Origin of the sequence: Amycolatopsis albidoflavus, assembly GCF_039525725.1 — a bacterium.
GTDB classification, from domain to species: Bacteria; Actinomycetota; Actinomycetes; order Mycobacteriales; family Pseudonocardiaceae; genus Amycolatopsis; species Amycolatopsis albidoflava.
This window is the reverse complement of the sequence record NZ_BAAAHV010000003.1, coordinates 348,629-362,002: the sequence shown is the minus strand read 5'-3', so window position 1 is coordinate 362,002 and position 13,374 is coordinate 348,629. Positions and strand designations below refer to the sequence as shown.

Here is a 13,374-nt window from a genome sequence, read left to right as displayed (position 1 = left end):
GCAGAGGTGGTGCTCTGGCGGTTCGGCCGTCCACCGGCGGATGCTCCCGACCGGCTCGTCCGACTCGCCCGTAGGCTATCGGGGTGCCCCCTGTTGTCCCGAACGGGCCCCGCGCGGACCGCGAAGAAAGCCGGCTCGCCCTCGTGAGACGCGCCCGGCGGATGAAACGTTGCCTCGACGAGGTCTATCCGGACGCGAAGGCCGAGCTGGACTTCACGAATCCGCTGGAACTGCTGGTCGCGGTGGTGTTGTCGGCGCAGACCACGGACGTGCGGGTGAACCTGGTCACGCCCGCGTTGTTCGCGAAGTACCGCACCGCGGCCGATTACGCCGGAGCGGAGCGTTCCGAACTCGAGGAATACCTGCGCACGACCGGGTTTTTCCGGGCGAAAGCGAATTCGCTGCTGGGCCTCGGCGCGGCGCTCGTGGAGCGCTTCGACGGCGAGGTGCCGAAGAAACTGGACGACCTCGTCACGCTGCCCGGCGTCGGCCGCAAGACCGCGAATGTCGTGCTCGGCAACGCTTTCGACGTGCCTGGAATCACAGTGGACACTCACTTCGGCCGTCTCGTGCGGCGCTGGGGCTGGACCGCGGAAGAGGATCCGGTCAAGGTCGAACACGCGGTCGGCGAGCTGATCCCGCGGAAAGAGTGGACGATGCTGTCCCACCGCGTGATTTTCCACGGCCGCCGCGTGTGCCACGCGCGGAAACCGGCCTGCGGCGCGTGTCCGCTGCGCAAGGACTGCCCGTCGTTCGGTGCCGGGCCTACTGAGTTCGAGGTCGCCGCGAAGCTCGTCAAAGGCCCGGAGAAGGACCACATCCTCGAGCTGGCGGCGCGCGGGTGACTGCAGTCACCAAATGGGCGCTCGGGGTCGCGGTGCTGGCGGTGGCCGCGCTGGTCGCGGTGCTGACGCTTCGCGGCGGCGATTCGAGCTCCGCGCCACCCGCTTCCGGTGACCTCACGGCCGCGCGGGGCTCGGCGAAGCTCGAGGCTTGCCCGCCCGCCGCGGCGAAGGAGGTCGGCCAGCTGTCCGGGATCGAGGCGGACTGTCTCGGCGACGGCTCCCGGGTGGACGTCGGCAAGGTTCTCGGCGGCGGTCCGGTGCTGGTCAACGTCTGGGCGTCGTGGTGCCAGCCGTGCCGCACGGAATTGCCGGTGCTGCAGCGGTACGCCTCCGAGCCGGGTGCGGTGCGCGTCGTCGGCGTGCAGGTCGCGAGCCCGGCCGCCGACGGGCTGGGCTTGTTCACGCGACTCGGCGTGCATCTTCCGTCGCTCTACGACGGCGACGGCCAGGCCGGTCCGATCCGCACCGCGCTCAAGGCGCCCTCGTCGTTGCCCGCGTCGTACCTGGTCACCGCGGACGGCCAGGTCCGGTTCATCGCGAACCCGCGGTTGTTCGACAACACTGACCAGGTGCGCGCTGCTGTGAAGGACTACTCATGACCACCGGACCGCTCGTCGAACCCGAAGCCGTGCCGGAATGGCTGCGGCCGCTGGTGAAGGTGTCCGGTGAGGTCGACAGCCGCACGTTCACCCGGTTCAGCCCGCCGGAAGACCTGCTCACCCGTGCCGCCGCGGTGCTGATCCTGTTCGGCGAACGGCCTGGCGGCGACGGTCCGGACGTCCTGCTGCAGCGCCGGGCGGACACGCTCGGCTCGCACGCCGGGCAGGTCTCGTTCCCCGGCGGCGGCGCGGAGGACGGCGACGACGGTCCGGTCGGCACCGCGCTGCGCGAGGCCGAGGAGGAGACCGGAGTCGACCCGTCGGGGATCCTGCCGGTCGCGGTGCTGCCGGAGCTGTTCGTGCCGGTGTCGAAGTTCGCGGTCACGCCGGTGCTGGCGCATTGGCACACGCCGTCGCCGGTGCGTGCGGTCGACCCGGCCGAGACGGCGGCGGTCGCGCGGGTTTCGCTGGCCGATCTCGCGGACCCGGCGAACCGGTTCACCGTGCGTCGCGGCGACGCGTCCTGGCGGGGGCCGGCGTTCACTGTTGACGGCCTGTTCGTGTGGGGTTTCACCGCGGGTTTGCTGTCCGTGCTGCTGTCGCTCGGCGGCTGGGAACGGGCGTGGGACACCGGCGATGTGCGCGAGCTTGACGTAGCGTGGGCCGAACATCAGGGCCGGTCGGCGGTCCGGGACGGCACTGGCGAGGAGTGACGGCGCGGTGAACTGGGTCGATGTCGTCGTCCTGCTGCTCGCGGTCATGGCGGCGGTTTCCGGCGCGTTCCAGGGCGTGATTGTCGCGCTGCCCGCGCTCGTGGGCGTCGCGCTGGGCGCGGTGGCCGGGGTGAAGCTGGCGCCGTTCGTGATCAGCCTTTTCGACAGTCCCGTCGCGAAGGTGGCTTTCGCGTTCGCGGTGGTTGTGTTCCTGATCGTGCTCGGCGAGACGCTCGGTGTGTGGGCCGGGCGGAAGCTGCGGCAGAAGATCAATCCGGACAAGCTTTCCGGCATCGACAAGACTCTTGGCGCGATTTTGCAGGCGGCCGCGGTGTTCGTGGTTGCTTGGCTGGTGGCGAATCCGCTCACGACGGTGTCCTCGATCCCCGGGCTCGCGAAGTCGATCAACTCCTCGGTCGTGCTCGGCAAGGTCAATGACCTGATGCCTGCTGAGGCGCAGGGGCTTCCTAGTGACTTGCGGAAGTTGCTGGACGCGTCTGGGTTTCCGTCTGCGTTGTCGCCGTTTGAGAAGGCTCCTTCGGCGGATACGCCGCCGCCGGATACCTCGTTGAATGTGTCCGCGGTGGCTAAGCGGGTGCATCCGAGTGTGGTGAAGATTCGGGGGAATGCGCCTTCTTGTTCTCGGGCGCTTGAAGGCAGTGGGTTTGTGGTTGCGCCGCAGCGGGTTATGACTAACGCGCATGTGGTGGCTGGGACTGATGAAGTCGGGATTGAGTCGACTTCGGGGGATTATCGGGCTCGGGTTGTTTATTTCAATCCTGAGGTTGATGTTGCGGTGTTGGCGGTGCCTGGGTTGAAGGCTCCGGTGTTGCCGTTCGCTCCGCAGAATGCCCGGGCTGGGGATAATGCGGTGGTGTTGGGGTATCCGTTGGATGGGCCTTATACGGCTACTCCGGCTCGGGTTCGGGGGCGGATTAACTTGCGTGGGCCGGATATTTACGACGCCAATACTGTGCAGCGGGATGTGTTCACTGTTCGCGGGACGGTGCGGAGTGGGAACTCTGGGGGGCCGATGATCACGCCTGATGGGGATGTTATTGGCGTGGTTTTCGGGGCTGCGGTTGAGGATCCGGATACTGGGTTTACGTTGACTGCGGATCAGGTTCGTAGTGAGGTTGATGCTGCTTCGTCGCAGACTGCTCGGGTGGGGACTGGGGCTTGCGCTAATTGATGGCTCGTCGCCTGGCGGCGACCTTGCGCACGAGTTGGGCCCCCACCCCGAAGCCTAAGTGTGCTGACGGTTCGGGGGTGCTTGTCAAGGCGGGAAAGATGCCTTGACAAGCACCCCCGAACCGCAGAGAAGGCTTCCTATCGGGGTGCGGGGGAGGGGCTGGGTGCACCGCTGGTTGGGTGCAGCGGCTGCGGTTTAGGTCCGTGAGGGGAACCCTGAGGGACTCTGAGTCCCTGGAGGTGGCCCTCACGGACTACTGACTGGGGGTCAGCGGATGAAGTCCACAACGGACTTGGTGACCCGGGTTGGGTCTTCCAGGTGGGGGAAGTGGCCGATGGCTGGCCAGATTTTGGGTTCGCTGTGCGGGCCTGCCCAGTGGACTGACGTCAGGGCGGTTTCCGGGAGGATGCAGGTGTCGTCTGCGCCGTGGAGTTGCAGTACGGGGGCGGCGATGCGTCCCTCGACGGCGTCGGTGAAGCGTCTGCCTTCGCCGCGGAATTGGGCGCGGAAGGCCCAGCGGTAGTACTCCAGGGCGGAGTGGGCGACGCCGGGGACCAGCATGGCTTGGCGGAAGGCGGGCATCGTCTCGGTGAAGTCCGAAGAGGACCGCCAAGTCTCGCCGGACCATTTGGCGAACAGTTCTTCTACGGCCGCCGCGTTGTCGCGGACCAGCCATTTTTCTGGGGCCATCGGTACCTGGAAGCGGAAAAGGTGGCCTGCTGCGCGGATCTGGCTGCTGGTGCGTTTCACCGCCGACTTGAAGGCGAGGGGATGCGCGGCGCCGATGGCGGTTACCGAGGACACCAGGCGTGGGTGCAGTGCGGCGACTGTCCAGGCGAGCATGCCGCCCCAGGCGTGGCCTACCAGGTGTGCCCGGCGGGCGCCTAGGGCCTTGATCAGGCCGCCTACGTCGCCGGCCAGGGTCCAGGCGTCGTAGCCGCGTGGGGGCTTGTCCGAGTCGCCGTAGCCGCGCAGATCTACCGCTACCGCGCGGAAACCGGCGTCGGCCAGTGCGGGCAGTTGGTGTCGCCAGGTCCACCAGAAACCGGCGAAGCCGTGCAGGAGCAGCACTAGCGGACCCTCGCCGCATTCGGCTACGTGCAGGCGGATGCCGTTGGCCGAGACGTCGCGATGCGTCCACGGGCCGTCGACCCGCACGCTCGACGGGTCCGGCGTCAGCTCCACCACTGCGCGCGCGGGCTGGCGTCAGCCCTGCGTCGAGGGCAGGTCGTCGTCTTCGGCGGGCTTGCGCTTGAACGCCTCGGCCGTCTCCTTGACGGTGCTGATGGTGCGCTCCGGCGCGCGCAGCTTCTTCACCTTGCGCCAGCCGAGGAACGCGGTCGCGCCCACCGTGACCAGCATCAGGCCGAACACCGTCGCGAACGCGGGCCAGCGGATGCCCCACCAGTCCGACAGGCCCTCGGCGATCAGCAGGAACAGGAAGAAGGTGCTGTACAGAAAGACGGTGAGGGCGATCAGGAAGAAGACCGTCCCCTTGAGCGCCTTCTTCGCTTCCTGCGCCAGTTCGGCTTTCGCCAGCTCGATTTCGGCGCGGACCAGCGTCGACAGGTGCTGGGTGGCGTCGCCGACGAGCTTGCCGATGGACTGTTCGCTCGCCGCGGCTTCCTCGTCGCTGGACAGGGGCAGGTACGGCACGGCCCCCACGCCGTCGGGGCTGGTGCGCTCGTGTTTGGGGCTGCTCACTGGGTCATCGTGCCACGTGACCGTATGCGAGGCGCGACGGACCGGCGGGAGTGTCGGGATCAAGCCGCCTTCGCGTGTACCCGGCTGCGCCGCAAGAGGAGCACGGCGGCCGTCAGCGAGGCGATCGCCGAGGCGATCAAGACCGCCGCCTTGGCCACTTCAGCGGCTTCGGCGGGCAGGGCGAGTTCGGCGATCAGCAGGCTGACCGTGAAGCCGACGCCGCCGAGCACGGACAGCGCCGCCACGTCTCGCCAGCTCATTCCGCTGGGCTTTTCCGCCACGTGCAGCTTCACTGCCAGGAGGCTTGCCCCGAAGATCCCGATGAACTTTCCGACGACCAGTCCGATGAGGACAGCCAGCGGCAACGCGGTGGTGAAGACCGTCGACAGCGCCTCGCCGTTCACCGAGATCCCCGCGGCGAACAAGGCGAACACCGGCACCGCGACCGCCGCTGACCACGGCTGCAGGCGGTGTTCGAGCCGGACCGCGGGCGCTTCCTCCTCGCCCTCGTCCGCGCGGACGCGAGTGAGCAGACCGAGCGCGACGCCGGCGATCGTCGCGTGGATGCCCGCCGAATGCACCGCGACCCAGGTGATCAGCGCGATCGGCACGTACAGCCACGGCGAGCGGACGCGTTTGTGCTGCAGGAAGGCGTAAAGCCCGAGCGCGACCACCGCGACCGCCGCCGCGATCAGGTTGAAACTGCTGGTGAAGAGGATCGCGATGACGAGAATCGCGCCGAGGTCGTCCACCACGGCAAGGGAAAGCAGGAACACCCGCGCGCTGCTGGGCAGGTTGGACGCGGTCAGCGCGAGCACGCCGAGCGCGAACGCGATGTCCGTGGCCACCGGGATCGCCCACGCCCGGTCGACCTCCGGCGTGCCCCACGCGATCGAGAGCGCGACCACCGCGGGCACGACCATCCCGCCGACGGCGGCGATCACCGGCAGCACGGCTTGCCGCCACCGGGACAGCTCGCCGACCACCAGTTCTCGTTTGAGTTCAAGCCCGGCGACGAAGAAGAACAGCGCGAGCAGGCCGTCCTTCGCCCAGTCTCCGACGGAGAGGTTGAGGTGCAGGAACTCCGGGCCGATCCGGAAGTCGCGCAGCGCCTCGTACGCCGGCGCGAGCGGGGAGTTGGCCCAGACCAGCGCGACCGCGGTGGCGGCGAGCAGGATGAGCCCGCCAGTGGTCTCCGTGCGGAGGAAACGGGCGAATTCGGCGACGGCGCGGGCTGGGGTCACGAAAAACTCCTTGCGGGGACGGCGGATCTCCCGCCGACCAGACTTCCCGGCACACCGATGTCCAGTTTACCGTCCGCAGTCGCCGATTACCGGCCGTTGTGACGAACGGCAACCCGGGCCTGCCCGATGACGCTCGCATCGCGCCGCGCTGAGCGCAAACGCAGGTCAGCCGTTCGCGTCGGCCAAGTTGTCTAGTCCATACTGACGCCGGTTTTTCGTTCACCTGTTCGCCTTCTAGCATGCGAGGAGAGAACGACAATGATGTTGAATACAGGGACGAGGCAGTAGTGAGCACCCCTATCGACGCCCAGGCCGATACCAGATTTTTCGGGCACCCGCGGGGGTTGGCAAACCTCTTCGGCGTGGAGATGTGGGAGCGCTTCTCCTTCTACGGGATGCAGGGCATCCTCGCCATCTACCTCTACCACTCGGTCGCCGCGGGCGGCCTCGGCCAGCCGGAAGCCGCCGCGACCAGCATCGTGGGCGCCTACGGCGGCCTGGTTTATTTGTCGACAATCGTGGCGGCCTGGGTCGCCGACCGGCTGCTCGGCTCCGAGCGCACGCTGTTCTACAGCGCCGTGCTGGTGATGGCCGGGCACATCGCGCTGGCGGTCGTGCCGGGGCTGGCCGGGGTGGGCGTCGGCCTGGTCTGCGTCGCCCTCGGCAGCGGCGGGATCAAGGGCAACGCCACCGCGCTGGTCGGCACGCTCTACACGGAGAAGGACCCGCGCCGGGACGGCGGCTTCTCCCTCTTCTACATGGGGATCAACCTCGGCGCGCTGGTCGGGCCGCTGATCACCGGATGGGTACAGCAGGAGATCGGGTTCCACGTCGGCTTCGGCGTCGCGGCGCTCGGCATGGCCGCCGGTCTCGTGCAGTACACCCTCGGGAGGCGCAATCTGCCGGACACGGCGAGGACGGTCCCGAACCCCCTCCCGGCCGGCCAGCGGGGCGGTGCGGCCGGCATCGGGCTGGCGGTGGTAGCCGTCGTGGTCGTCGCCGTGCTGCTGGGCTGGGTCACCGCGGACAACCTCGCCACCGTCACCGCGCTCGTGATCACCGCGGGTTCCGTCGTGCTCTTCGCGGTCTTGCTCACGAGCAAGAAGGTCACCCGGATCGAGCGGCGCCGGGTGTGGTCGTTCATCCCGATGTTCGTGGCGAGCGTGGTCTTCTGGTCGCTGTACCAGCAGCAGTTCACCGTGGTCGCGATCTACGCGGACAAGCGGCTGGACCGGGACCTGTTCGGCTGGACGATGCCGGTGTCCTGGGTGAACACGATCAACCCGGTGTTCATCGTGGTGTTCGCCGGGGTGTTCGCCGCGCTTTGGACCCGGCTGGGCGACCGGCAGCCGCCGACGCCGATCAAGTTCGCCCTCGGCACCGGGCTGATGGGCGTGGCGTTCCTGCTCTTCCTGCCCACCGCGGACAGCACGACCCAGACCCCGCTGTTGATGCTGGTGCTGATCCTGTTCGTCTTCACGCTCGCGGAGCTGAATCTGTCCCCGGTCGGGCTCTCCCTGTCGACGAAACTGGCACCGGAGGCGTATCCGGCGCAGATGGTCGCGTTGTTCTTCCTGTCGGTGGCCCTCGGTTCCGCGCTCTCGGGTGCGCTGGCCGGGTACTACGCGCTGGACAACGAGACTCCGTACTTCGGGATCCTCGGCGGGATCGCGGTACTGGTGGGGGCTGTGATCGCGGCCGCGTCGCCGCTGATCCGCAAGCTGATGTCCGGCGTGCGCTGAGGCTCAGGCCCCGGTCGCCTCGTCGAGCCTGCTGATCACCCACGCGGTAAGGCTCTGGCCCGCCGCTTCGGCGGCCTCCGCCCAGCGCTGTTTGCGCTGCGGCGGAGCGTCGATCCGCAGGGTCACCGGACGCACCCGGCCCGGCCTGCCCCGCAGTTGGTCCCGCAACGCGTTGCGGGACCAACTGTTTTCCTCGGCCGCGCGCAGCCAGCTGGTCTGCTGCTCGGCGGGCAGCCGGGCGATCTCCGCGTGGTGCTGGAAGCTCAGGCTCCGCCGCCGCTGCGGCAGGCGGACGTGGCGGGAGACCCACGCGTAGTTGCGCAGCGTCTGGTAGTCCAGCGCGTGTTCCGCCATGCTGCGCCGGTACCGGTCCTGGTAGCGGTCCTGCCCGTAGACGAGCCAGTCGCCGATCCACCACGCGGCCGCGGTGCCCAGCTGCGCCACGTGCGAGCCGAGCCGGCACCAGGCGGGCAGGCTGAGTTCCGACTCGAAGCGCAGCCCGACCGGGTTGGCGGTCACGTCGAGGCCGGGCAACGAGACGCCGAACGCGGTTCTCGGACGGCCGCCGGTGCCGTTGCGCGCTGCGGTGTCCTGTACCACGGTCATTCCTTTCCTCGAGGTCATCGGGCATCCGTGGACTGCAGGGCCGGGTAGTCGGTGTATCCGGCGGCACCGCCGCCGTAGAAGGTCTCCCGGTCCGGTTCGTTGTACGGGCCGCCAGCGCGAAGCCGGGCGGGCAGGTCGGGGTTCGCCAGGAACAGCCTGCCGAAAGACAGGACATCAGCGAGACCTTCGTCGAGCAACGGCAGGTCCGCGGGCCCGGCTGGGACCTTGCCGTCGCCGTAGTTCGCGTGCGGGTTCAGCACGAACGGGCCCGGCCAGCGTTCGCGCAGCCGCCGGGTGAGGTCGCGATGTCCGGTCTCGAAAAGGCTCAACCCGCCGAAGGAGACGGGCAGCGCGGCGAGCAGGGCGTCGTAGAGCGCGGCAGAATCGCCCTCGACGATGTCCTCGCCGATTTTCGCCGGGGTGAGATGCAAAAGCACCCGATGCGGTGGCACGACCTCGCAGACCGCCTCGACGACTTCAACGACGAAGCGCAGCCGTCCGGTCAGCGAGCCACCGTAGCCGTCGGTCCGGAGATTGGTGTTCTCGGCGAGGAACTCGTGGAGCAGATAGCCGTTGCCGGCATGCAGGGTCACGCCGTCGAAGCCGGCGTCGAGCGCCAGGCCCGCGGAGGTGGCGAAATCGCGCACAGTCTGGTCGATCTCGGCTGTCGTCAGCGCTCGCGGACGCGGATGTGGTTGGCGGCCGCGATGGGTGTAGATCTCGCCGGGAGCCCGCACCGCCGACGGCGCCACCGGTTCGAGCCCTTCTGGATTGTTCTCTGGATGGCTGACCCGGCCGGAGTGCATCAGCTGTGCGAAGAAAAGCGTGTCCTTGGCTTGGACCGCGTTGACGACTGGCTGCCACGCCTCGGCCTGTGCCCTGGCGTACATGCCGGGGGTGTCGGGCTCGCCTTGCCCGCGCGGGTTCGGGTGCATGCCTTCGGAAACGATCAGCCCGGCGCTCGCGCGCTGAGCGTAGTACTCGACCGTGTCCGGTCCCGGTGTCTGTTCCGCGCCGTACGCCCTGCTGCGGGTCATCGGTGCCATCGCGATGCGATTCTTCAAGATTGAGCCGAACAATTCCGCTGGCGCGAAGGCGGAGCGCACCTGTTCCCTCCCCGTTCCGGTGTCGATCACCAGCCTTGGCCCGAAACCGCCCGGTGGGCAACTGCTCGTCCGAGTGGTGTGCCCCGCGCGAGCGAGTAGGTGTGTCCGCACCCGCTCGCCGGTTACGTTGGCGGCGAAGGTTTCGGCTCGGCGAAAGGGAAAAGACGTGGGCGTGCCAGCGATCGCACCGTACGCGATGCCCGCTGCGGAAGAGGTGCCGGAGAACATCGCCCACTGGCGGTTCGATCCGAGCCGGGCGGTGCTGCTCGTGCACGACATGCAGCGGTACTTTCTAGCCCCGTTCACCGAAGGGGCCTCGCCGCGAGACGAGCTGGTGCGCAATTGCGCGGCACTGCGCGGCCGGTGCGTGGAACTCGGGGTCCCGGTCGTCTACACCGCACAGCCAGGCGGGATGACGGAGTCCGAACGCGGGCTGCTCAAGGACTTCTGGGGGCCGGGGATGACGGTGGCTCCGGTCGATCGCGAAGTCGTCGACGAACTGGCCCCGGCTCCGGACGACGTGGTGTTCACCAAGTGGCGCTACAGCGCGTTCCACCACACGGGATTGCTCCAGCTGTTGCGCGACCACGGCCGCGATCAGCTGGTGATCTGCGGGGTTTACGCGCACGTCGGCTGCCTGATGACCGCGTGCGAGGCGTTCTCCCACGACATCCAGCCGTTTCTGGTCGCGGACGCGGTGGCCGACTTTTCCGCCGAGTACCACCGGATGGCCCTGCGCTACGCGGCCGAGCGCTGCGCCGCGACGCCGACCACCACCGAGCTGCTGTCCCATGTGGACAGTGGGGCGGTCACTGCGGGCTCTGGTGGATGAGCCGGGTCAGGTCGACGCGGGAACGGATCGCGAGCTTCCGGTAAATGCTGCGGAGGTGGTAGTTGACGGTGTGCGCGGAGATCATCGCGTCCCTGGCGACCTGCCGGTTCGTCAGCCCGGAGCCGACCAGTTCGGCGATGTGCCGCTCCGTGCTGGTCAGCAGGGTCCAGCGGGCGGACGGATCGTCCTCGGCCGGGGTGTCTGATGCGGCGGCCGGCGCGTCCCGCAGCGCCTCGGCTTCGGCTCGCAACGGCACGAACGCGCTCGGCGGAACGGAATCGGCCACGCCCTGCCACACCAGCCGTCCCGGGAAGCCGAGCCGGTCGCCGGACTCGACGAGCAGTCCCGCGGCCAGCGCCTCGTCCACGCACAGCAGCAGGTTGCCGGGAGTCTCCCGCAGGAGTTTCGCCGCGTCGGCGAGCAGGAAAGTGTGGCCGAGGCTCGCGCCTACCTGGACCAGCTTGCGGGTCGGCGGGGTCAGGCTGCGGACTTTGTGGACGAACGTCGTCTGCAGCCGTCCGGGTGGCATCGGGCCGCGAAGCCGGGCGATCCCGTCCGCCGTCTCGATGCCGTTTTCCGCCTGAAGACCGGTCACCAGATCGACCAGGAGCCGGGGGTTGCCGCCGAGTTCCTCGGCCACCCAGCGGAGCGCGTCGTCCGGCTTCGCGCCGAGCAGGTCGACGAGCATCTCGCTCGACGCGGTGGAGTCGAGCGGGCCCAGCCGGATCGAGTAGAGCTGAGTGCTGGTGGTGGTGAGCAGCCGGTTCAGTTCGGTGCCGCCCATTCCCGGAACCCGGGCGAGGACAAGACAGAACGGGCGGGAGACCAGCAGTTCAGGCAGCCAGGACAGCCGCCGGATCGTTTCGGGGGCCGCCAGCTGAGCGTCGTCGGCGAGCATGAGAATCCGCTGGGCGCGCGGCTGCTGTTCGCACCAGGAACGGACCTCGCCGGGGTGCCGCGCGGCGTCGAACAAGGAAAGCTCGCGCGGGGCAAGGCGAAACCCGAGCTCCGTGCCCAGCTGCCGAACCTTTCGCAGCACGCTGCTTTTCCCGATGCCGGGCGCACCTTCCAGGGAAATGATTATTCCCGGATTATCCTCGACCCGGCCGAGTAATTCGCGTATTCGGCCGTGGACTTCGTCGCGGCCGCGCAGCACAGTATTCTTGGACATCCTACCGCCCGTAGCCCCGCCAGAACCAATACGGTGATCATGCCATCAGGGCTATCCGCGGTGCGGCGGTGTGGCTCAGCACACTGATATTTCATGCGAACAGCGGCGGCCGATTGGGTGATGTCCCGCCGTCGCGGGACATCACCCGTTGATCAGTGCGCGATGATTTCCGGCCGCCCGGCCGCTGGCGCCGAATTCGCGAGGCGGTCGGCGAGCGCCGCCGCGACCGGTTCCACGGCTTGTGCGATTTCCCGGGTTCCCGGCGTGTTCATCTGCTCAGTCAGCAGCATTCCCGGTCGGCTGATGAAGAATTCGCACTCGGAATGGCGGGCCGCCGCCCACTGCGTGAGCCCTTCGACCGCGTGCTTGACCGCCACGTAGTGCGGCCAGTCCTCCGGCGGATCGGTGACCGCGGCGGACGAAATGAGCAGGAAACGACCGGAGTTTTTCGCCACCGCGGGCAGGAGCCCGGCCAGCGGGGCGCTGACGAGCGCGAAGGCGTCGGCGACGAACGCCTGTACCCGGGGCAGGCCCGCCGGATCGAGGCGCAGCGGGCGGATCGGCGGGGCGGCGCTGCAGATCAGCAGATCCAGTTTTCCGCCTGCCAGCTGGCTGATTTGCTCGGACCAGGCCGGATCAGCCGCGTCGCCGGGGCACGACACGACCTCCCCGCCGAGTTCCGCGCCGTGGTCGGCGAGTTCGGAAAGGCCGCCGCTTCGGTGGCCGACGAGAACGCGCGCGCCCTGGCTCGCGAGAGCGAGAACCAGCGCGGCTCCGAGGCCCCGGCTGCCGCCCACGATCGCCGCGGTGTGCCCGTAAAGCCGGTCGGAGGCAGGCAGAAGTGCGGAGAGCCGCTCGGCCGACGGTGCCGGAACCGGACGGCGAACCATCGTTTCCAGGGTCGCCTCGGCGACGATTGCCGCCCCGTCGGCGAGCGCCGCCTCCACGGTGAGCAGCCCGAACCGGGGGTCGAAATCCCGTACTGTGGCACGGTATTCCGGCGCCAGGATTCCGCTGACCGGGTGAAGCTTCAGCGAGACGCCGTTGAGCAGGCAGTCGCGGCCCGGCAGCTCCATTCCCGCGACGAAACTGCACCACACCAGGCAGGTCAGCGCGTGCCTGCCGAGCAGCCGGGCCGTTCCCGGCCACCGCTTCATCAGCGCGTCCAGCGCGTCGCCCGGGCCGTACTGCCCGGTTGTCTCGAGACCCGGGACGAACTCTTCCGGGGCGAGGGAACGCGGCTGGCTGCGCGGCCGGCGCGGCACCGCGACCGCGGTGGCGGCGGGTCCGTGGGTCAGCCAAACGGTCAGGCAGGTTTCCTGCCCCTCTGTCACGGCGATCCGCGTCCGGCCGTCCAGTTCGTGAGAAATATTGGTGCTATAGGGAAAACCAGCATGTGTCGGACGCCTGAATTCGAGGTCGACGGCGGTCACCTCGCCGGGCGGCCCGGGAACCTCGTCCAGCGCGGCGACCGCGGTGAGCACGCCGTGCGCGACCGGCTGCCCGAACGGCGTCCGACGAGCGTATTCGGGGTCGACGTGCAGTGGATTGCGGTCTCCGCTGGCGTCCGCGAACAAGGCGAGATCGGCGGGGGTCAGCAACATTTACGGGCTCCGTTCA

General features: G+C 68.7%; 13 protein-coding genes. 6 read left to right on the top strand and 7 right to left on the bottom strand.

Translation table 11 applies throughout. The features are described 5' to 3' along the window. Nucleotides 1–161: 161 nt before the first annotated feature. From nth to ABD156_RS02695, 4 genes are read left to right on the top strand one after another with little or no spacing between them, the layout of a single operon-like run. The gene (gene nth, locus ABD156_RS02710) at nucleotides 162–845 is read left to right on the top strand and encodes an endonuclease III (RefSeq protein WP_344266698.1); all 684 of its coding nucleotides are present in this window, start codon (nucleotides 162–164) and stop codon (nucleotides 843–845) included. Beyond that, on the top strand, nucleotides 842–1,444 hold the full coding sequence (locus ABD156_RS02705) for a TlpA family protein disulfide reductase (protein ID WP_344265771.1): 603 nt from the start codon (nucleotides 842–844) through the stop codon (nucleotides 1,442–1,444). Before nth ends, ABD156_RS02705 begins: the two co-directional genes overlap by 4 nt. Next, entirely contained in the window at nucleotides 1,441–2,157 is a 717-nt protein-coding gene (locus ABD156_RS02700) for an NUDIX hydrolase (protein WP_344265768.1), read from the top strand. The genes ABD156_RS02705 and ABD156_RS02700 overlap by 4 nt, the downstream gene beginning before the upstream one ends. Nucleotides 2,158–2,164: 7 nt before the next feature. Then, nucleotides 2,165–3,349, top strand: coding sequence for a MarP family serine protease (locus ABD156_RS02695; RefSeq protein ID WP_344265765.1), 1,185 nt, complete (start codon nucleotides 2,165–2,167; stop codon nucleotides 3,347–3,349). A gap of 267 nt (nucleotides 3,350–3,616) precedes the next feature. On the opposite strand, the gene ABD156_RS02690 is transcribed toward ABD156_RS02695, so the two are convergent. From ABD156_RS02690 to nhaA, 3 genes are read right to left on the bottom strand one after another with little or no spacing between them, the layout of a single operon-like run. Continuing rightward, nucleotides 3,617–4,534, bottom strand: coding sequence for an alpha/beta fold hydrolase (locus ABD156_RS02690; protein WP_344265762.1), 918 nt, complete (start codon nucleotides 4,532–4,534; stop codon nucleotides 3,617–3,619). Nucleotides 4,535–4,555: 21 nt separating this feature from the next. Then, a complete protein-coding gene (locus ABD156_RS02685; protein ID WP_344265759.1) occupies nucleotides 4,556–5,053 on the bottom strand; it encodes a phage holin family protein in 498 nt (165 codons plus the stop codon). A gap of 59 nt (nucleotides 5,054–5,112) precedes the next feature. Continuing rightward, nucleotides 5,113–6,297, bottom strand: a complete 1,185-nt coding sequence (gene nhaA / locus ABD156_RS02680) for a Na+/H+ antiporter NhaA (RefSeq protein ID WP_344265756.1) — start codon at nucleotides 6,295–6,297, stop codon at nucleotides 5,113–5,115. A 287-nt stretch (nucleotides 6,298–6,584) separates the two neighbouring features. Between nhaA and ABD156_RS02675 the strand changes: the two genes are divergently transcribed. Beyond that, nucleotides 6,585–8,039 (top strand): peptide MFS transporter, encoded by a 1,455-nt coding sequence (locus ABD156_RS02675; RefSeq protein ID WP_344265753.1) that lies wholly within the window; start codon nucleotides 6,585–6,587, stop codon nucleotides 8,037–8,039. Nucleotides 8,040–8,042: 3 nt separating this feature from the next. Here ABD156_RS02675 and ABD156_RS02670 read toward each other — a convergent pair whose 3' ends face one another. Both ABD156_RS02670 and ABD156_RS02665 read right to left on the bottom strand, forming a co-directional pair. Next, the gene (locus ABD156_RS02670) at nucleotides 8,043–8,645 is read right to left on the bottom strand and encodes an LmbU family transcriptional regulator (protein ID WP_344265750.1); all 603 of its coding nucleotides are present in this window, start codon (nucleotides 8,643–8,645) and stop codon (nucleotides 8,043–8,045) included. A 14-nt stretch (nucleotides 8,646–8,659) separates the two neighbouring features. Further along, nucleotides 8,660–9,751, bottom strand: a complete 1,092-nt coding sequence (locus tag ABD156_RS02665; protein WP_344265747.1) for an oxidoreductase — start codon at nucleotides 9,749–9,751, stop codon at nucleotides 8,660–8,662. Nucleotides 9,752–9,923: 172 nt separating this feature from the next. On the opposite strand from ABD156_RS02665, the gene ABD156_RS02660 reads away from it, so the two are divergent. Further along, nucleotides 9,924–10,583, top strand: a complete 660-nt coding sequence (locus ABD156_RS02660) for an isochorismatase family protein (protein ID WP_344265745.1) — start codon at nucleotides 9,924–9,926, stop codon at nucleotides 10,581–10,583. Here the strand turns inward: ABD156_RS02660 and ABD156_RS02655 are convergent. Then, entirely contained in the window at nucleotides 10,561–11,622 is a 1,062-nt protein-coding gene (locus ABD156_RS02655; protein ID WP_344265742.1) for a helix-turn-helix domain-containing protein, read from the bottom strand. The two genes, ABD156_RS02660 and ABD156_RS02655, sit on opposite strands and share 23 nt — an antisense overlap. Before the next feature lie 284 nt (nucleotides 11,623–11,906). After that, a complete protein-coding gene (locus tag ABD156_RS02650) occupies nucleotides 11,907–13,358 on the bottom strand; it encodes an SDR family NAD(P)-dependent oxidoreductase (protein ID WP_344265739.1) in 1,452 nt (483 codons plus the stop codon). Between the last annotated feature and the right edge of the window lie 16 nt (nucleotides 13,359–13,374).

Coding starts and splice junctions, on each gene's coding strand:
- nth (WP_344266698.1), top strand. CDS start 162: ATGAAACGTTGCCTCGACGAGGTCTATCCGGACGCGAAGGCCGAGCTG.
- ABD156_RS02700 (WP_344265768.1), top strand. CDS start 1,441: ATGACCACCGGACCGCTCGTCGAACCCGAAGCCGTGCCGGAATGGCTG.
- ABD156_RS02670 (WP_344265750.1), bottom strand. CDS start 8,645: ATGACCGTGGTACAGGACACCGCAGCGCGCAACGGCACCGGCGGCCGT.
- ABD156_RS02650 (WP_344265739.1), bottom strand. CDS start 13,358: ATGTTGCTGACCCCCGCCGATCTCGCCTTGTTCGCGGACGCCAGCGGA.